General features: G+C 51.9%; 19 protein-coding genes. 15 read left to right on the top strand and 4 right to left on the bottom strand.

What is annotated here, in order from left to right; all coding sequences use genetic code 11:
• The first annotated feature begins 62 nt into the window (after window positions 1-62).
• The 7 genes from ubiE to tatD all read left to right on the top strand — a co-directional run bounded on the left by ubiE (window position 63) and on the right by tatD (window position 5,578).
• Complete coding sequence (gene ubiE, locus QMN38_RS22700) at window positions 63-818, top strand: bifunctional demethylmenaquinone methyltransferase/2-methoxy-6-polyprenyl-1,4-benzoquinol methylase UbiE (protein ID WP_202037298.1); 756 nt, start codon at window positions 63-65, stop codon at window positions 816-818.
• Window positions 819-832: 14 nt separating this feature from the next.
• Entirely contained in the window at window positions 833-1,438 is a 606-nt protein-coding gene (gene ubiJ / locus QMN38_RS22695) for a ubiquinone biosynthesis protein UbiJ (protein WP_271441026.1), read from the top strand.
• The gene (gene ubiB / locus QMN38_RS22690; protein ID WP_271441027.1) at window positions 1,435-3,075 is read left to right on the top strand and encodes a ubiquinone biosynthesis regulatory protein kinase UbiB; all 1,641 of its coding nucleotides are present in this window, start codon (window positions 1,435-1,437) and stop codon (window positions 3,073-3,075) included. Before ubiJ ends, ubiB begins: the two co-directional genes overlap by 4 nt.
• A 78-nt stretch (window positions 3,076-3,153) precedes the next feature.
• Entirely contained in the window at window positions 3,154-3,408 is a 255-nt protein-coding gene (tatA, locus tag QMN38_RS22685; protein WP_003017888.1) for a Sec-independent protein translocase subunit TatA, read from the top strand.
• 3 nt (window positions 3,409-3,411) lie between these two features.
• A complete protein-coding gene (tatB, locus tag QMN38_RS22680; RefSeq protein ID WP_271441028.1) occupies window positions 3,412-3,960 on the top strand; it encodes a Sec-independent protein translocase protein TatB in 549 nt (182 codons plus the stop codon).
• Between the two features lie 2 nt (window positions 3,961-3,962).
• On the top strand, window positions 3,963-4,754 hold the full coding sequence (tatC, locus tag QMN38_RS22675) for a Sec-independent protein translocase subunit TatC (protein WP_137383148.1): 792 nt from the start codon (window positions 3,963-3,965) through the stop codon (window positions 4,752-4,754).
• Window positions 4,755-4,795: 41 nt separating this feature from the next.
• On the top strand, window positions 4,796-5,578 hold the full coding sequence (gene tatD, locus QMN38_RS22670; protein WP_137383147.1) for a 3'-5' ssDNA/RNA exonuclease TatD: 783 nt from the start codon (window positions 4,796-4,798) through the stop codon (window positions 5,576-5,578).
• A gap of 6 nt (window positions 5,579-5,584) precedes the next feature.
• On the opposite strand, the gene rfaH is transcribed toward tatD, so the two are convergent.
• Window positions 5,585-6,073 carry a transcription/translation regulatory transformer protein RfaH gene (gene rfaH, locus QMN38_RS22665; RefSeq protein ID WP_286629749.1) on the bottom strand — a complete coding sequence of 163 codons (489 nt, stop codon included), beginning with the start codon at window positions 6,071-6,073 and terminating at the stop codon, window positions 5,585-5,587.
• A gap of 166 nt (window positions 6,074-6,239) precedes the next feature.
• Here rfaH and ubiD point away from each other — a divergent pair, with 166 nt between their 5' ends.
• From ubiD to QMN38_RS22645, 4 genes are all read left to right on the top strand, one after another.
• Window positions 6,240-7,733 carry a 4-hydroxy-3-polyprenylbenzoate decarboxylase gene (gene ubiD / locus QMN38_RS22660; RefSeq protein ID WP_040230095.1) on the top strand — a complete coding sequence of 498 codons (1,494 nt, stop codon included), beginning with the start codon at window positions 6,240-6,242 and terminating at the stop codon, window positions 7,731-7,733.
• A gap of 40 nt (window positions 7,734-7,773) precedes the next feature.
• On the top strand, window positions 7,774-8,475 hold the full coding sequence (fre, locus tag QMN38_RS22655) for an NAD(P)H-flavin reductase (RefSeq protein WP_271456909.1): 702 nt from the start codon (window positions 7,774-7,776) through the stop codon (window positions 8,473-8,475).
• 248 nt (window positions 8,476-8,723) lie between these two features.
• Window positions 8,724-9,632, top strand: coding sequence for an ROK family protein (locus QMN38_RS22650; RefSeq protein ID WP_323606103.1), 909 nt, complete (start codon window positions 8,724-8,726; stop codon window positions 9,630-9,632).
• Window positions 9,633-9,648: 16 nt separating this feature from the next.
• Window positions 9,649-10,629, top strand: a complete 981-nt coding sequence (locus QMN38_RS22645; protein WP_323606102.1) for a LacI family DNA-binding transcriptional regulator — start codon at window positions 9,649-9,651, stop codon at window positions 10,627-10,629.
• Between the two features lie 213 nt (window positions 10,630-10,842).
• Here the strand turns inward: QMN38_RS22645 and fadA are convergent, their stop codons facing one another.
• The gene (gene fadA, locus QMN38_RS22640; protein WP_323606101.1) at window positions 10,843-12,006 is read right to left on the bottom strand and encodes an acetyl-CoA C-acyltransferase FadA; all 1,164 of its coding nucleotides are present in this window, start codon (window positions 12,004-12,006) and stop codon (window positions 10,843-10,845) included.
• Between the two features lie 9 nt (window positions 12,007-12,015).
• A complete protein-coding gene (gene fadB, locus QMN38_RS22635; RefSeq protein WP_323606099.1) occupies window positions 12,016-14,205 on the bottom strand; it encodes a fatty acid oxidation complex subunit alpha FadB in 2,190 nt (729 codons plus the stop codon).
• 189 nt (window positions 14,206-14,394) lie between these two features.
• Here fadB and pepQ point away from each other — a divergent pair, with 189 nt between their 5' ends.
• The 4 genes from pepQ to hemG are packed head-to-tail and all read left to right on the top strand — an operon-like array spanning window position 14,395 to window position 18,387.
• A complete protein-coding gene (gene pepQ, locus QMN38_RS22630) occupies window positions 14,395-15,726 on the top strand; it encodes a Xaa-Pro dipeptidase (protein ID WP_271441034.1) in 1,332 nt (443 codons plus the stop codon).
• The gene (locus QMN38_RS22625; protein ID WP_271441035.1) at window positions 15,726-16,340 is read left to right on the top strand and encodes an IMPACT family protein; all 615 of its coding nucleotides are present in this window, start codon (window positions 15,726-15,728) and stop codon (window positions 16,338-16,340) included. The genes pepQ and QMN38_RS22625 overlap by 1 nt, the downstream gene beginning before the upstream one ends.
• Window positions 16,341-16,378: 38 nt before the next feature.
• On the top strand, window positions 16,379-17,830 hold the full coding sequence (gene trkH, locus QMN38_RS22620; protein ID WP_003017848.1) for a Trk system potassium transporter TrkH: 1,452 nt from the start codon (window positions 16,379-16,381) through the stop codon (window positions 17,828-17,830).
• A gap of 11 nt (window positions 17,831-17,841) precedes the next feature.
• A complete protein-coding gene (hemG, locus tag QMN38_RS22615) occupies window positions 17,842-18,387 on the top strand; it encodes a menaquinone-dependent protoporphyrinogen IX dehydrogenase (protein WP_271441036.1) in 546 nt (181 codons plus the stop codon).
• Between the two features lie 24 nt (window positions 18,388-18,411).
• Here the strand turns inward: hemG and QMN38_RS22610 are convergent.
• A partial coding sequence (locus QMN38_RS22610) for a hypothetical protein (protein WP_323606097.1) occupies window positions 18,412-18,643 on the bottom strand: 232 nt, incomplete at its 5' end.

Here is an 18,643-nt window from a genome sequence, read left to right as displayed (position 1 = left end):
TAGGGCAAATTGGCCCAATCTGTTACACTTCTCGAACATTTTTTGGATGAGCAGGCACTGAGATGGTGGATAATTCACAAGAAACGACGCACTTTGGCTTTCAGACCGTCGCTAAAGAGCAGAAAGCTGACATGGTGGCCCACGTTTTTCATTCTGTGGCGTCTAAATATGACGTTATGAATGACTTAATGTCATTTGGCATTCATCGTTTGTGGAAGCGCTTCACCATTGACTGTAGTGGCGTGCGTCGTGGACAAACCGTTCTGGATTTAGCGGGCGGCACGGGCGATCTGACGGCGAAATTTTCTCGCATGGTTGGTGAAACCGGTAAGGTTATTCTGGCAGATATCAATGACTCAATGCTCAAAATGGGTCGCGAAAAGCTACGCAATATTGGCGTGATTGGTAACGTTGAATATGTCCAGGCAAATGCTGAGGCACTGCCGTTCCCTGACAATACCTTTGATTGCATCACCATTTCTTTCGGCCTGCGTAACGTTACGGATAAAGAGAAAGCGCTACGCTCGATGTATCGTGTGTTGAAACCTGGTGGGCGCTTACTGGTGCTGGAATTCTCCAAACCGATCATCGAACCGCTGAGCAAAGCGTATGATGCGTACTCTTTCCATATCTTGCCACGTATTGGTTCGATGGTTGCGAGCGACGCAGATAGCTACCGCTATTTGGCTGAGTCTATCCGTATGCATCCCGATCAGGACACGTTAAAAGCAATGATGCAAGATGCCGGGTTTGAAAGTGTTGATTACTACAACCTGACGGCAGGTGTTGTTGCGCTGCATCGTGGTTACAAGTTCTGACAGGAGGACCGGGGATGCCTTTAAAACCCTTAGTGACCGCTGGCGCTGAAAATCTGCTCAACACCTTTCTGTATCGTTCACCTGCGCTAAAATCAGCCCGAACGCGTTTGCAGAGCAAGGTACTGCGTGTTGATCTCAAAGGATTTTCTACGCCGTTAGTCCTGGTGTTCAGTGAGCGCCAGGTCGATGTGCTGGGGGCATGGGAAGGCGAAGCAGATTGCACCGTGATCACTCATGCCAGCGTGTTACCAAAATTACGCGACCGGCAGCAGCTCACCACGCTTATTCGTAGCGGCGAACTGGAAGTGCAGGGCGATATTCAGGTGGTGCAGAACTTTGTGGCTCTGGCTGACCTGGCGGAATTTGACCCTGCAGAGCTATTAGCACCTTATACCGGTGATATTGTCGCGGAAGGTGTTAGCAAAGTCCTGCGCGGTGGCGCGAAGTTCCTGCGTCGTGGCATTCAACGTCAGCAACGTTATGTTGCCGAAGCGATCACTGAAGAGTGGCGTATGGCCCCTGGCCCGCTTGAAGTTGCATGGTTTGCGGAAGAAACGGCAGCGGTTGAGCGCGCGGTTGAATCTCTGGCCAGACGGCTGGAAAAACTGGAGGCCAAATGACGCCAGGAGAAGTACGGCGCCTTTATTTCATCATTCGCACTTTTTTAAGCTACGGTCTTGATGAACTCATCCCCAAAATGCGTATTACGCTGCCGCTCCGTTTGTGGCGTTACACATTGTTTTGGATGCCAAACCGACATAAAGATAAGCCGCTGGGTGAAAGGCTGAGACTGGCTTTGCAGGAATTGGGGCCGGTGTGGATCAAATTTGGTCAAATGCTCTCCACCCGTCGTGATCTGTTTCCGCCGCATATTGCTGATCAGCTAGCTCTGTTGCAGGATCGGGTTGCTCCATTCGATGGACAACGAGCAAAAGAACAAATTGAAGAAGCAATGGGTGGGCTACCTGTTGAAGAGTGGTTTGATGATTTTGAGATCACACCACTGGCATCTGCGTCTATTGCTCAGGTGCATACCGCGCGACTGAAGTCGAATGGCAAAGAGGTGGTGATCAAGGTTATTCGTCCGGATATCCTGCCGGTAATCAAAGCCGATTTAAAACTGATCTATCGCCTTGCTCGCTGGGTTCCTCGCCTGTTGCCGGACGGCCGTCGTCTGCGGCCAACAGAAGTGGTCCGTGAATATGAAAAAACATTGATCGACGAGTTGAACCTGCTGCGTGAGTCGGCAAACGCCATTCAACTGCGACGCAATTTTGAAGACAGCCCGATGCTGTACATCCCGGAAGTGTATTCCGACTATTGCAGTCAGAACATGATGGTGATGGAGCGTATTTACGGTATCCCTGTTTCGGATGTTGCAACGCTAGAGAAGAACGGCACCAACATGAAGCTGTTGGCCGAGCGTGGTGTTCAGGTCTTCTTTACCCAGGTATTCCGCGACAGTTTTTTCCATGCCGATATGCACCCGGGTAACATTTTCGTCAGCTATGAGCACCCTGAAAACCCGAAATACATCGGTATTGATTGCGGGATCGTGGGCTCATTAAATAAAGAAGATAAGCGCTATCTGGCTGAAAACTTTATTGCGTTTTTTAATCGCGATTACCGTAAGGTTGCCGAGCTACATGTCGATTCTGGTTGGGTACCCCCCGATACCAATGTTGAAGAATTTGAATTTGCCATTCGTACCGTGTGTGAGCCTATCTTCGAAAAGCCGCTGGCAGAGATCTCCTTTGGTCACGTGCTGTTGAATCTGTTCAATACGGCGCGTCGGTTTAATATGGAAGTCCAACCTCAACTGGTGTTGTTACAGAAGACGCTGTTGTACGTTGAGGGTGTTGGTCGACAGCTCTATCCTCAGTTGGATTTGTGGAAAACGGCCAAGCCTTTCCTTGAATCCTGGATTAAAGATCAGGTAGGTATTCCGGCGCTTGTTAGGGCATTTAAAGAAAAAGCACCGTTCTGGGTCGAAAAAATGCCAGAAATACCTGAACTTGTGTATGACAGTTTGCGCCAGGGCAAATATTTACAGCACAGTGTTGATAAGATTGCGCGCGAGCTTCATGCGAATCACGTACGTCAGGGACAATCCCGTTATTTATTGGGTATTGGCGCAACGTTGCTGTTAAGTGGGACATTCCTGCTGGTAAGCCGTCCTGAGTGGGGGCTTATGCCTGGCTGGTTAATCGCGGGTGGTGTTCTCGCCTGGCTGATCGGCTGGCGCAAAATGCGCTGATTTTTTCATCGCCCAAGGCAGGTCGTGTAACGTATACTACGGCCTAATTAATTCATCATCTATGACAGAGGAACATGTATGGGTGGTATCAGTATTTGGCAGTTGTTGATCATTGCCGTCATCGTTGTACTGCTATTTGGCACCAAGAAACTCGGCTCCATCGGTTCCGACCTTGGCGCGTCTATTAAAGGCTTCAAGAAAGCGATGGGTGATGATGAACCTAAGCAGGATAAAACCAGCCAGGACGCTGATTTTACCGCTAAATCCATCACCGATAAGCAGGGTGAAGTGAAGAAAGAAGACGCCAAAAGCCAAGATAAAGAGCAGGTATAATCCGTGTTTGATATCGGTTTTAGCGAACTGTTACTGGTGTTCGTTATCGGCCTCATCGTACTGGGGCCACAACGATTGCCCGTAGCGGTAAAAACGGTCGCGGGCTGGGTCCGTGCGCTGCGCTCTCTTGCAACTACTGTGCAGAATGAACTGACCCAGGAGCTTAAGCTTCAGGAGTTTCAGGACAGCCTGAAGAAAGTAGAAAAAGCGAGCCTGACAAATTTGACGCCGGAGCTGAAAGCATCGATGGATGAGCTGCGCGAAGCGGCTGAGTCGATGAAGCGTTCTTACAGCGTGCACGATCCTGAGAAAGCGAGCGATGAAGCGCACACTATCCATAACCCTGTGGTGAAAGGAAGTGAAGCGCAGCACGAGGGGGTTACCCCTGCTACTGCTGAAGGACAGGCCAGTTCGCCGGAGCAAAAACCGGAATCCACGGGTGCTGACGCGCCGGAGTTGAAGGAAACTGCTTCCGTTACGTCGATGGACGCGGAAAAGAAACCTGCTGCACCTGCTGTCGAATCCTCACCTTCGTCGAGTGATAAACCGTAAACATGTCTGTAGAAGATACTCAACCGCTCATCACGCACCTTATTGAGCTGCGTAAGCGACTCCTGAACTGCATTATTGCGGTTATGGTGATCTTTCTGGCGTTGGTTTATTTTGCCAACGACATTTACCATATGGTTGCGGCACCGCTGATTAAGCAGATGCCTCAGGGTGCAACGATGATCGCCACCGATGTGGCTTCACCGTTCTTTACCCCGATAAAGCTAACCTTTATGGTGTCGCTGATCCTGTCGGCACCTGTGATCCTGTACCAGGTATGGGCATTTATCGCGCCTGCTTTGTATAAGCATGAACGCCGCCTTGTCGTGCCGCTGCTGGTCTCAAGTTCGCTGTTGTTCTATATCGGGATGGCATTCGCCTATTTTGTCGTCTTCCCGCTGGCGTTTGGCTTCCTTGCCAACACAGCTCCGCAAGGCGTGCAGGTTTCGACAGACATTGCCAGTTATCTCAGCTTTGTCATGGCACTGTTTATGGCGTTTGGTGTCTCTTTTGAGGTTCCTGTCGCCATTGTATTGCTGTGCTGGATGGGCATTACGACACCTGATGATTTACGTAAGAAACGTCCTTACGTAGTTGTCGGGGCATTTGTCGTGGGGATGTTACTGACTCCACCAGATGTCTTCTCGCAAACGCTGTTGGCTATACCGATGTACTGCCTGTTTGAAGTGGGTGTTTTCTTCTCTCGTTTCTATGTCGGTAAGCGACGTACGCGAGATGAGGACAACGAGGCTGAAGAAGCAAAAGAAGCCGACGCCACCGAGAAAACCGAAGAGTAAATTCAGCCGCCCGTAAGGGCGGTTGTCATATGGGAGGAAGCATGTTTGATATTGGCGTTAATCTAACCAGTTCACAATTTGCGAAAGACAGGGATGAGGTTGTAGCACGCGCTTTTGCTGCCGGTGTAAACGGCATGCTTCTGACCGGAACAAACCTGCATGAAAGCCAGCAGGCGCTAAAGCTGGCACAGCATTATCCACATTGCTGGTCCACTGCAGGCGTCCATCCGCATGACAGTAGCCAATGGCAATCCTCAACAGAGGCGGAAATTATTGCACTGGCGAACCAGTCCGAAGTGGTCGCCATTGGTGAATGCGGCCTGGATTTTAATCGTAATTACTCCACTCCACAGGAACAGGAACGGGCTTTTGAGGCGCAATTGCGTATTGCCGCCGAATTGCAGATGCCTGTTTTCATGCATTGTCGGGATGCCCACGAACGTTTTCTGACGCTGCTGGAACCCTGGCTGGACAGCCTCCCTGGTGCAGTGCTGCACTGTTTCACTGGCTCGCGCCAGGAGATGCAGGACTGCGTGGACAGAGGGCTTTATATCGGGATTACCGGATGGGTCTGCGATGAGCGTCGGGGTATGGAACTACGGGAGCTACTGCCTTTTATCCCGGTGGAAAGGCTGCTGATAGAAACAGATGCTCCCTATTTACTCCCACGCGATCTGGCCGTGAAGCCGACTTCCCGGCGCAATGAACCTGCGCACCTGCCGCATATTCTTGAGCGTATTGCGCACTGGCGCGGGGAAGACCCTCAGTGGCTATCAACGGCGATTGATGCCAACGTCAGAACGTTATTCGAAGTGACTTTCTGAGTCTGTTTATATCTTTCGAAAGCCGGTATTTTTCACGCTCTGCTTAATCTCTTTATTCAACAGGTTAAGCAGGAGCATGGAACGCGCTTCGCCGTCGGGTTCGGTGAAAATCGCCTTCAACCCTTCAAATGCCCCTTCAGTGATAATGACACTGTCGCCAGGATGTGGCGTTTCCGGGTCTACAATCCCCTCGGGCTTGTAGATAGAAAGCTGGTGAATGACGGGAGAGGGGACGGTGGCTGGCGTTGCCCCAAAACGTACAAAATGGCTGACGCCACGCGTCGCATTGATGGTCGTGGTGTGGATCACTTCCGGATCGAATTCGACAAACATGTAATTAGGGAAAAGTGGCTCACTGACTGTGGTACGTTTACCACGCACCATTTTTTCCAGGGTGATCATTGGCGTCAGACAGTTTACTGCTTGTCTTTCCAGGTGTTCCTGGGCACGCTGAAGTTGCCCGCGTTTGCAGTACAGTAAATACCAGGCTTGCATAATAACTCTTATCCGCTTGTTCTGAGCGCAAGCATAGCAAAAGTCATTATACACTTCATCTTTCAAGCCTCATCGGTGTTGGTTGCCAGAGTTCACGCTAATTTAACAAAAATACAGCATCACAATGATGAACGCCGTATAATGAGGCGCTTACAAAGAGGCCAAAATGGACGCCATGAAATATCACGATTTACGCGACTTCCTGACGCAGCTTGAACAGCAGGGCGAGCTCAAACGCATTACGCTTCCAGTGGATCCCCATCTGGAGATCACTGAAATTGCCGATCGCACCTTGCGTGCTGGTGGGCCTGCGCTGTTGTTTGAGAATCCAAAAGGCTATTCAATGCCGGTACTGTGCAATTTGTTTGGCACTCCGAAGCGTGTCGCCATGGGGATGGGGCAAGAAGATGTCTCAGCACTACGGGAAGTTGGTAAGCTGTTGGCGTTTTTGAAAGAGCCGGAGCCGCCGAAAGGATTCCGCGATCTGTTTGATAAGCTGCCGCAGTTCAAGCAGGTGCTTAACATGCCGACCAAACGGCTACGCGGTGCGCCTTGTCAGCAAAAAATATCCTCAGGCGATGACGTTGATTTAAACCGTATACCGATCATGACCTGCTGGCCGGAAGATGCAGCGCCGCTAATTACATGGGGACTCACCGTCACGCGTGGACCGCATAAAGAGCGACAGAATCTGGGTATTTATCGCCAACAGTTGATTGGCAAAAATAAGCTCATTATGCGTTGGCTTTCACATCGTGGCGGCGCGCTGGATTATCAGGAGTGGTGCGCTGCACACCCTGGTGAGCGTTTCCCTGTCTCCGTTGCGTTAGGGGCAGACCCAGCGACCATCCTGGGTGCTGTGACCCCTGTGCCTGATACATTATCAGAGTACGCCTTTGCTGGGCTGCTGCGTGGCACTAAGACCGAAGTTGTCAAATGTATCTCCAACGATCTCGAAGTACCCGCCAGCGCTGAAATTGTTCTGGAAGGCTATATCGAGCCGGGTGAACTGGCACCGGAAGGACCGTATGGCGATCATACGGGTTATTACAATGAAGTGGATAGCTTCCCGGTTTTCACCGTCACCCACATTACCCAGCGTGAAGATGCGATTTATCACTCCACCTACACCGGACGTCCACCAGATGAGCCAGCGGTGCTCGGTGTGGCGCTGAATGAAGTCTTTGTCCCTATTCTGCAAAAGCAGTTCCCGGAAATCGTCGACTTTTATCTGCCGCCGGAAGGTTGTTCTTATCGGCTGGCCGTGGTGACGATGAAAAAACAGTACGCAGGCCATGCCAAACGCGTCATGATGGGCGTTTGGTCATTTTTGCGTCAGTTTATGTACACCAAATTTGTTATTGTCTGCGATGATGATGTCAACGCACGTGACTGGAACGATGTGATTTGGGCAATTACTACCCGTATGGACCCGGCCAGGGATACGGTACTGGTAGAGAATACGCCGATTGATTACCTGGACTTTGCCTCGCCGGTTTCCGGCCTTGGTTCAAAAATGGGGCTGGATGCCACAAATAAATGGCCGGGTGAAACCCAACGAGAGTGGGGACGCCCGATTAAAAAAGATCCTGAAGTGACTGCGCGTATTGACGCAATTTGGGATGAATTAGCCATCTTTAATGACGGCAAAAGCGCCTGAGGCGCGATCGTTTTGCCTATTGATCCGACAGAGAGAGCGCATGACAACCTTAAGCTGTAAAGTGACCTCGGTAGAAGCTATCACTGACACCGTATATCGCGTACGTTTAGTGCCGGACGCGGCGTTTTCCTTTCGTGCTGGTCAGTATTTAATGGTCGTGATGGACGAACGTGATAAACGCCCGTTCTCCATGGCATCTACGCCGGATGAGCACGGGTTCATTGAGCTGCACGTGGGTGCTTCTGAGCTAAATCTTTATGCCATGGCTGTTATGGACCGAATTCTGAAAGATCGGGAAATTAAGGTCGATATCCCGCACGGTGAAGCCTGGCTGCGTGATGATGAGAATCGTCCGCTGATCCTGATTGCTGGCGGCACAGGGTTTTCATACGTACGTTCGATTTTGCTGACAGCACTGACGCGCAATCCAGACCGGGATATCACTATTTACTGGGGCGGACGAGAAGAGAAACATCTCTACGATCTCTCTGAACTGGAGGCACTGTCAGTTAATCATCCGAACCTGCGTGTTGAGCCGGTAGTGGAACAGCCTGAAACGGGCTGGCGTGGTCGTACGGGAACCGTATTAACGGCGGTGTTACAGGATTACGGCACTCTGGCGGAACATGATATTTATATCGCCGGGCGTTTCGAGATGGCTAAAATCGCGCGCGACCTGTTCTGCAATGAACGTCAGGCACGTGAAGATCGTCTGTTTGGCGACGCGTTCGCGTTTATTTAAGCGATATGCGCCGGAACCCCGCCGGCGCATTGATAAATTCCCCACCTTCCACATAACGGTTGCTGGCCCAGCATCTTTGCATATCTCCTGCTTTACAAAACCGTATTATTTTTAGTAAACAAAACTATTTTTCTGTTTATCTGCAGACATCACAGCATTTTGTGACATCTCACTATTTGTTTAGTAAACAAATTGGGCACTCTATGCAGCATCATAACTGCGAGATGCCAATGAGAGGAGAGGTCACCATGAGGCTCGGACTGGATATAGGCGGGACTAAAATTGAAGCGGTGGTAATTGATAAAACGGGTGAGATTATTTACCGCGAACGATGCGCTACACCCAGGCAAAGCTACGGCGATTTTTTCCAGGCCGTGACGGATATGATCGCTAAGGCTATGCAGGCCGTTAACCAACCTTTGTCGGTCGGTATCGGAGTTCCTGGAGCAGTAGACAGCAAGGGATTAATTAAAAATTCCAACATTCTGGTGCTAAATCAGCAGGCTTTTACCCGTGACCTTGAACACGCATTAGGGATGCCTGTGCCCGTCACTAACGATGCTAACTGTTTTACACTGTCAGAGGCTATGGACGGCAGTGGACGCGGACACAGTGTGGTATTTGGCGTAATTCTCGGTACTGGCTGCGGAGGCGGATTGTGTATTGATAACCGTTTGATCTCCGGTCCTAATGCCTGTGCAGGGGAGTGGGGGCATAATGCATTGCCACGTTACCATGAGTCCCGGGATGGTGAGGTGGTTACCTGTTATTGCGGACAACAGAACTGTATTGAAAGTTTTATCTCTGGCAGTGGTCTGGAACGCCAGTACATGAATCACACTCATCAACATGTCAGCGTTCCTCACATCATGCAGCAGGTAGAATTGGGTGATGCAGACGCTTGCCTGTTATGGGAGCGTTACTGTGATCAACTGGCGCGCGCGTTGGCAGGCATTGTGAATACACTCGACCCTGATGTCATTGTGCTGGGAGGGGGGGTCTCTAATATCACATTACTGTATTCGGGTTTGCAGGCACGCGTGGCACAGTACGTGTTCGGTAAACAGTGCCATACACCGATTATTCAGGCCCGACACGGTGACAGCAGCGGTGTGCGTGGTGCAGCATGGCTGGGGGCACAACGGGCCACCGTGTAGAGTTAATGAGAGAGAAATGACGAAACCTGTACGAATCAGAGATATCGCCGAAGCCTGCGGCGTCTCAGTTGGGGCTGTATCCCGCGCACTAAAAGGTCAACCCGGATTGCGTGAAGATACCCGATTGCGCATTATTTCTGTGGCGCAACAGCAAGGTTATGATTTTTCCCGCCTGCGCAGTGACAAGCTCAAGCGAGTCCTGTTTTTGTTGCATCGACAGCACAATATTAGCCGGGCATTGCCGTTTTACTCGCAGCTGTTACTGGGTATTGATGATGCCTGCCGTGATCAGGGTATTGCGCTGAGCTTTCTCTCTATCGGTCCGGGCGATGCGGTAAGTGAGCAGGTGATGCTGCACCAGCCGGATGCGCTGATCTGCGCCGGATTTTTTGAGCCTGAATTGCTTGGGTTGCTGCAACAGATGAAATTGCCGCTGGTGCTGGTGGATCTGTGGGCTCCAGGTTTGCCATGCGTCAATCCGGACAATACCCAGGGCGGCTATCTGGCGACAAAACACTTGATCGAGCAGGGGCGTAGCCGTATCGCTTTTCTTGCCAGTACTCTCTCTCACTACAGTATTCGTCAGCGTGAAAAGGGTTATCGCCGGGCACTGTATGAAGCCCGTCTGCTGATGCCTCCAGAGTACGAAGCCATCGCACCGCCGCTGCTGGATACCGAACAATCATTGGTCGAGGCGGTTAATGAACTGCTCAGACTGCCGGAACCGCCCGATGCCATTTTTGCTTATAACGATGCGGCGGCGATGGTTGTTCAACGGGTTTGCGCGCAGCAGGGGATTCGTATTCCGGAAGATCTTGCGCTGGTAGGATTTGATGATATTGATGCTGCGGCCTGGTCACATCCGCCGCTGACTACAATCGCGGTTGATAAGCAGCAACTGGGGCGCGAAGCACTGCGTTTACTGCTGGAAGGCAAGCCGGAAGAGAATCTGTTGTTGCCGGTGCAGTTGGTGGTACGTGGTAGTTCAGGGAAATAAAAAACCCGCCCCTGACAGGCGGGAAGAACGGCAACTAAACTTTCTCTCTTCGCCACTGGCACCATAACTGTGTTGGCTGCGCTCATTCACCCGAATCACTTACTACACGTAAGCTCATCGGGGTTCATTCACTTGCCGCCTTGTTCTGGCACCAATGGCTTTGAGATAACTTTTCGTAGGCCGGGCAAGCGAAGCGCCCCCGGCATGCTTTGATTACACTCGCTCAAATACTGTCGCGATACCCTGACCTAACCCGATACACATCGTCGCCAGACCGAACTGCACGTCTTTGCGTTCCATCAGGTTGAGCAGGGTGGTACTGATACGCGCCCCAGAGCATCCCAGTGGGTGACCCAGTGCGATCGCCCCGCCATTGAGGTTGATCTTCTCGTCGATCTGCTCCATCAGCCCCAGATCTTTAATGCACGGCAGGATCTGGGCGGCAAAGGCTTCGTTCATCTCAAACAAGCCGATGTCGCTGGTGGAGAGTCCTGTTTTTTTCAGCGCCAGCTTTGAGGCAGGAACCGGACCATAACCCATGATTGAGGGGTCACAGCCGACTACGGCCATTGAGCGGATACGCGCACGCGGCGTCAGACCCAGTTCACGAGCACGGCTCTCACTCATTACCAGCATCGCGGCAGCACCATCGGAGAGCGCGGAAGAGGTACCCGCGGTGACGGTACCGCTGACCGGATCGAATGCCGGGCGAAGGGTGGACAGCGTGTCGACAGTGGTTTCCGGACGGATAACCTCATCATAGTTAAACTGTTTCAACACGCCATCGGCATCGTGACCGCCAGTCGGGATGATCTCGTTTTTAAAGGCACCGGACTGAGTAGCAGCCCAGGCACGAGCATGTGAGCGTGCGGCGAAGGCATCCTGCATTTCACGGCTGATACCGTGCATACGAGAGAGCATTTCTGCCGTCAGCCCCATCATTCCCGCGGCTTTTGCTACGTTACGGCTCATACCCGGGTGGAAATCAACGCCGTGGCTCATCGGCACATGGCCCATATGTTCCACGCCGCCCACCAGGCACGCCTGTGCATCGCCAGTCATAATCATGCGTGCCGCATCGTGCAGCGCCTGCATCGACGAACCACACAGACGGTTGACCGTAACCGCAGGAACGGAGTGTGGGACTTCTGCCAGCAGTGCGGCGTTACGGGCGATATTGAAACCCTGCTCCAGCGTCTGCTGCACACAACCCCAGTAAATATCATCGAGCGCGGTGGGTTCCAACGCGGGATTACGCGCCAGCAGACTACGCATCAAGTGTGCGGAGAGATCTTCTGCCCGCACGTTGCGAAACGCGCCCCCTTTCGAACGGCCCATCGGGGTACGGATCGCATCAACAATTACAACCTGTTCCATTGTGACTCCTTAAGCCGTTTTCAGGTCGCCAACCGGGCGGGCAGGCTCAACCGGGGGATAATACGGTTCGTTATGGCGTGCTTTATCACGCAGACCGGCTGGTACTTCGTACAGCGGACCCAGGTGCTGATACTGCTGCGCCATATCGAGATACTTCGCACTGCCAAGTGTATCCAGCCAGCGGAACGCACCACCGTGGAACGGAGGGAAGCCCAGACCATAAACCAGTGCCATATCGGCTTCTGCCGGGCTGGCAATGATGCCTTCTTCCAGGCAACGCACCACTTCGTTGACCATTGGGATCATCATACGAGCGATAATCTCTTCGTCGCTGAAGTCGCGTTTCGGCTGGCTGACGTCTGCCAGTAAGCCATCAACGGCGGCGTCTTCTTCTTTCTTCGGCTTGCCCTTGTTGTCTTCTTTATAACGCCAGAATCCAAGACCGTTTTTCTGTCCGAAACGGCTGGCATCAAACAGCGCATCAATCGCGTCGCGATAATCTTTCTGCATACGCTGCGGGAAGCCCGCGGACATCACCGCCTGAGCGTGATGCGCGGTATCAATACCCACCACGTCCAGCAGATAAGCCGGGCCCATTGGCCAGCCAAACTGTTTCTCCATCACTTTGTCGACTTTGCGGAAATCCGCACCGTCGCGCAGTAACTGGCTGAAACCGGCAAAGTAAGGGAACAGCACGCGGTTGACAAAGAAGCCTGGGCAGTCGTTAACCACAATCGGCGTTTTGCCCATCTGACTTGCCCACGCGACAACCTTCGCGATGGTTTCATCCGAGCTTTTCTCTCCGCGAATGATCTCAACCAGCGGCATACGGTGCACCGGGTTAAAGAAGTGCATACCGCAGAAGTTTTCCGGGCGTTTGAGAACGCTGGCCAGCTCGTTAATTGGGATCGTGGACGTATTCGATGCCAGTACCGTATCCGGGCGCACCTTTTCTTCGGTTTCTGCCAGCACTGCTTTTTTCACTTTCGGGTTTTCGACGACCGCTTCAACTACCACATCTACACGCTCGAAACCGCTATAGTCGAGAGTTGGCTGAATGGTTGAAATGACGCCAGCCATTTTCAGACCGTCTATCTTGCCGCGCTCAAGCTGTTTGTTCAGCAGCTTGGCCGCTTCGGTCATACCCAGCGTCAGTGATTTGTCATTGATGTCTTTCATCACTACTGGCACGCCTTTCCAGGCAGACTGGTAAGCAATACCGCCGCCCATAATGCCTGCGCCCAGCACCGCCGCTTGCTTTGGTGCCTCAATATTTTTGGTGAGCTTTTTGGCTTTGGCTTTCACGAACTGATCGTTAAGGAAGATCCCAACCAGCGCGCGGGCTTCACTGGTGTGCGCCAGTGGAACAAAGCTTTTATTTTCCAGATTCAGCGCTTCTTCACGGCCAAAACGGGCCGCTGCTTCAATGGTTTTTACCGCGGTAATCGGTGCGGGGTAATGCTTACCGGCCGTCTGCGCCACCATGCCTTTGGCGATGGTAAAGCTCATGGCTGCTTCAATTTTGCTGAGTTTCAGTGGTTCCAGCTTCGGCTGGCGTTTGGCTTTCCAGTCGAGGTCGCCGTTAATCGCCTGACGTAATACCGCGATCGCGCCATCAAGCAGTTTGTCTTGTTTCACTACGCCATCGACCAGGCCGATTTTTAGCGCCTGCTCAGCACCAACATCTTTACCCGCAGCAATGATTTCCAGCGCACTGTCCGCACCCAACATGCGCGGCATACGCACGGAACCGCCAAAGCCCGGCATAATGCCCAGTTTGGTTTCCGGCAGACCAATGCGCAGATCCGGTGTTGCCAGACGATAATCAGTTGCCAGCACACACTCGCAGCCGCCGCCCAGCGCGTAACCGTTTACCGCAGAGATAGTTGGAACAGGCAGATCTTCCAGGCGATTAAAGACGCTATTGGCAAAGTGCAGCCACTGGCTCAACTGCTCTTCGGGAACGAGGAACAGTGAAAGAAATTCGGTGATATCGGCACCGACAATAAAAGCCGCTTTATTAGAGCGCAGGAGCAGCCCGTTTAAATTTGGTTGTTTTTCCAGCACGTCAAGCGCATGGCCCAGGCTGGCAACGGTGGCCGTGTCGAGTTTATTGACCGAACCAGGGGCATCGAACACCAGTTCGGCGATGCCATCTTCCAGCCAGTCAAGGTACAGGGTGTCGCCTTTGTAAAGCATGTCAGTCTCCTGAATCCGCAAGGTGATCTGGTCATACCAGATGAATCGAAGTGTGTGTTTTATGTTAAAAAAATGCAAATAAATGATTAAAGAAATGACGATTCGATCACGCTCGGCAGAAATCACGCAGTCATAAAGCGATGTGCTAAGATGCGGAGACTTGAGGTCAAAAAAACAGAAGGATAGAAAATGGAATCACTGGCCGCACTCTATAAGAATCATATTGTTACCTTACAAGAACGTACGCGTGATGCACTGGCTCGCTTCAAGCTGGATGCGTTACTTATTCATTCTGGCGAGCTTGTTAACGTTTTTCTCGACGACCATCCGTATCCGTTTAAGGTCAACCCGCAGTTTAAAGCCTGGGTTCCCGTAACGCAGGTTCCCAACTGCTGGTTGCTGGTGGATGGTGTGAATAAGCCAAAACTGTGGTTCTATTTGCCGGTTGATTACTGGCACAACGTAGAGCCGCTGCCGACCTCCTTCTGGACGGAAGAAGTCGAGATTATTGCGCTGCCTAAAGCGGAGGGTATCGGTAGCCAACTGCCTGCTGCACGCGGCAATATCGGTTATATCGGTCCGGTTCCGGAACGTGCGCTGCAACTGGACATCGCGGCCAGCAACATCAACCCGAAAGGGGTAATCGACTACCTGCACTATTACCGCGCCTATAAAACAGATTACGAACTGGCCTGTATGCGTGAAGCGCAGAAAATGGCGGTGAGTGGGCACCGTGCCGCGGAAGAAGCGTTCCGTTCTGGGATGAGCGAGTTTGATATCAACCTCGCCTACCTGACCGCGACCGGTCACCGCGATACCGACGTACCGTACAGCAATATCGTCGCGCTCAATGAACACGCCTCTGTGCTGCATTATACCAAACTGGATCATCAGGCTCCGTCCGAAATCCGCAGCTTCCTGCTGGATGCGGGGGCGGAATATAACGGTTATGCAGCAGACCTGACGCGTACCTGGTCGGCGAAAAGCGACAACGACTATGCACAGCTGGTGAAAGACGTTAACGACGAAGAGCTGGCGCTCATCGCGACGATGAAAGCGGGTGTCAGCTATGTGGACTATCACATTCAGTTCCATCAGCGTATTGCGAAGCTGCTGCGTAAACATCAAATCATCACCGACATGAGTGAAGAGGCGATGGTGGAAAATGATCTCACTGGACCGTTTATGCCGCACGGTATCGGTCACCCGCTGGGTCTGCAGGTGCATGATGTTGCCGGTTTCATGCAGGATGACACGGGCACACACCTTGCCGCGCCGTCGAAGTACCCTTACTTGCGTTGCACCCGTGTGCTGCAGCCGGGCATGGTTCTGACCATCGAACCGGGTATCTACTTCATTGAATCGCTGCTCGCCCCGTGGCGTGAAGGGAAATTCAGCAAGCACTTCAACTGGCAGAAAATTGAAGCGCTGAAGCCCTTCGGCGGGATTCGTATTGAAGATAACGTGGTTGTCCACGAGAGCAATATTGAAAACATGACGCGGGATTTGAAACTGGCGTAATGGACAGTTGGTTAATCCCTGCGGCGCCGGTTAGCGTCGTTGAAGAAATCAAAAAAAGCCGCTTCATTACGTTACTTGCCCATACGGACGGTGTAGAAGCGGCGAAAGCGTTTGTTGAGTCAGTCAGAGCGGAACACCCGGATGCCCGTCATCATTGTGTTGCGTGGGTGGCGGGTGCGCCGAATGACTCGCAGCAGCTGGGGTTTTCAGACGATGGTGAACCGGCGGGTACGGCAGGAAAGCCGATGCTCGCACAACTGATGGGGAGCGGCGTTGGTGAAATTACCGCTGTGGTCGTGCGCTACTATGGCGGTATCCTTCTTGGCACCGGCGGGCTGGTGAAAGCCTATGGTGGTGGTGTAAATCAGGCGCTGCGTCAGTTGACGACACAGCGCAAGACGCCATTAACCGAATATACTTTGCAGTGTGAGTACGGCCAATTGGCAGGTATTGAAGCCTTGCTGGGGCAGTTTGACGGTAAAGTCGTCGCCAGTGATTACCAGGCTTTTGTTCGGCTCAGGGTGGCGCTTCCTTTTGCGAAAGTGGATGAATTTTCAGCAAAGCTGGCGGATTTTAGTCGTGGTTCATTGCAATTGTTAGCGATTGAAGAATAATCCCCACCTCATTTTAAAGAACTAAGGAAGCGGCAGAGATGCATTTTCGCGCCATCACCCGAATCGTTGGACTACTGGTCATCTTATTTTCGGGGACGATGATCATCCCCGGACTGGTAGCACTTATCTACCGTGATGGTGCGGGTCGTGCATTTACGCAAACTTTCTTTGTTGCCCTGGCGATTGGCTCCATGTTGTGGTGGCCGAACCGTAAGGAGAAGGGCGAGCTGAAATCCCGTGAAGGGTTTCTGATAGTCGTCTTATTCTGGACTGTGCTGGGCAGCGTGGGTGCGCTACCGTTTATTTTCGCAGAGAGCCCGAACCTCACGATCACCGATGCTTTTTTTGAATCCTTCTCCGGGTTAACCACCACGGGGGCGACGACGCTGGTGGGGTTGGATTCACTGCCGCATGCCATTCTCTTTTATCGTCAGATGCTGCAATGGTTTGGTGGTATGGGGATCATCGTCCTGGCGGTAGCTATCCTGCCTATCCTTGGCGTGGGTGGGATGCAGCTCTATCGTGCAGAAATGCCGGGGCCGCTGAAAGATAACAAAATGCGCCCACGTATTGCCGAAACTGCGAAAACCTTGTGGCTCATCTATGTGCTATTGACGGTTGCGTGTGCGCTGGCGCTGTGGTTTGCCGGGATGCCTGCCTTTGACGCTATTGGCCATAGCTTTGCCACCATTGCCATCGGCGGCTTTTCAACACACGATGCCAGTGTGGGCTATTTCGACAGCCCTACCATCAACACCATTATCGCTATCTTCTTGCTGATCTCCGGTTGTAACTACGGTTTGCACTTCTCTTTACTAAGTGGACGCAGCCTGAAGGTTTATTGGCGCGACCCTGAATTCCGCATGTTTATCGGAGTGCAGTTAACACTGGTGGCCGTTTGTACGCTGGTGCTGTGGATACACAATACATACGGTTCGGCGCTTACGACAATCAACCAGGCATTTTTCCAGGTTGTATCGATGGCGACCACTGCCGGATTTACCACAGACAGTATTGCTCGCTGGCCGTTGTTCCTGCCGGTGTTGCTACTGTGTTCTGCGTTTATTGGTGGCTGTGCCGGGTCAACGGGCGGTGGTTTGAAGGTGATTCGTATCCTATTACTGTTTAAACAGGGTAACCGCGAACTGAAGCGACTGGTTCACCCTAATGCGGTCTATAGCATTAAGTTAGGCAACCGTGCGTTGCCGGAACGAATCCTTGAAGCGGTATGGGGCTTCTTTTCTGCCTATGCGCTGGTCTTTATTATCAGTATGCTGGCAATTATTGCGACTGGTGTGGATGACTTCTCTGCGTTTGCCTCCGTAGTGGCGACGTTGAATAACCTCGGGCCTGGGCTCGGGGTTGTTGCCGACAATTTTGCCAGCATGAACCCGGTGGCGAAATGGATCCTGATTGCCAACATGCTGTTTGGTCGTCTGGAAGTCTTTACTCTGCTGGTGCTCTTTACCCCTACTTTCTGGCGTGAATAATGGAGTAACACGTGAAAACACTGATTCTTTTTTCTTCCCGGGACGGACAAACGCGCGAAATCGCTGAGTATCTGGCTTCTGAACTTAAAGAGCTGGGTGTCTGGGCAGATGTCATGAATTTGCATCGTACCGAAGAGCCTGAGTGGAAAAATTATGACAGCGTGGTGATTGGCGCATCAATTCGCTATGGCCATTACCATTCTGCATTTCAGGAGTTTGTGAAAAAGCATGCCACGCAACTGAATACAATGCCGAGTGCGTTTTACTCTGTTAACCTGGTTGCCCGCAAACCGGAAAAACGCACACCGCAAACTAATAGTTATGCGCGTAAGTTTCTGATGAGCTCTCCGTGGCGACCAGATCGCAGTGCGGTGATCGCGGGTGCTTTGCTTTATCCTCGTTATCGTTGGTATGACCGTGTCATGATCCAACTGATTATGAAGATGTCAGGTGGTGAAACGGATACGAAGAAAGAAGTGATCTATACCGACTGGGAACAGGTAGCGGGTTTTGCGCGGGAAATAGCCCAACTAACCAACAAAACGTTGCCAAAATAAACGGAAAGAATAAAAAATACGCACTCAGTAAATAATTTCAAATTTCCCCTTGTCAGCCTGAAATAACTCCCTATAATGCGCCTCCACTGACACGGAACAACGGATTACAAGCCGCCGGGTCAGCGGGGTTCCACTGAGAACTCCGGCGAAGAAAGCGAAATTAAATGCTTGACTTCGTAGCGGGATGGCGTAATATGCACACCCCGCGCCGCTGAGAAAAAGCGAAGCGGCACTGCTCTTTAACAATTTATCAGAC

This window comes from Citrobacter sp. R-1.5.2, assembly GCF_035064245.1.
Classification (GTDB): Bacteria; Pseudomonadota; Gammaproteobacteria; order Enterobacterales; family Enterobacteriaceae; genus Citrobacter.
The sequence above is the reverse complement of the archived record's forward strand: the minus strand, read 5'-3'. Positions and strand labels throughout refer to the sequence as shown.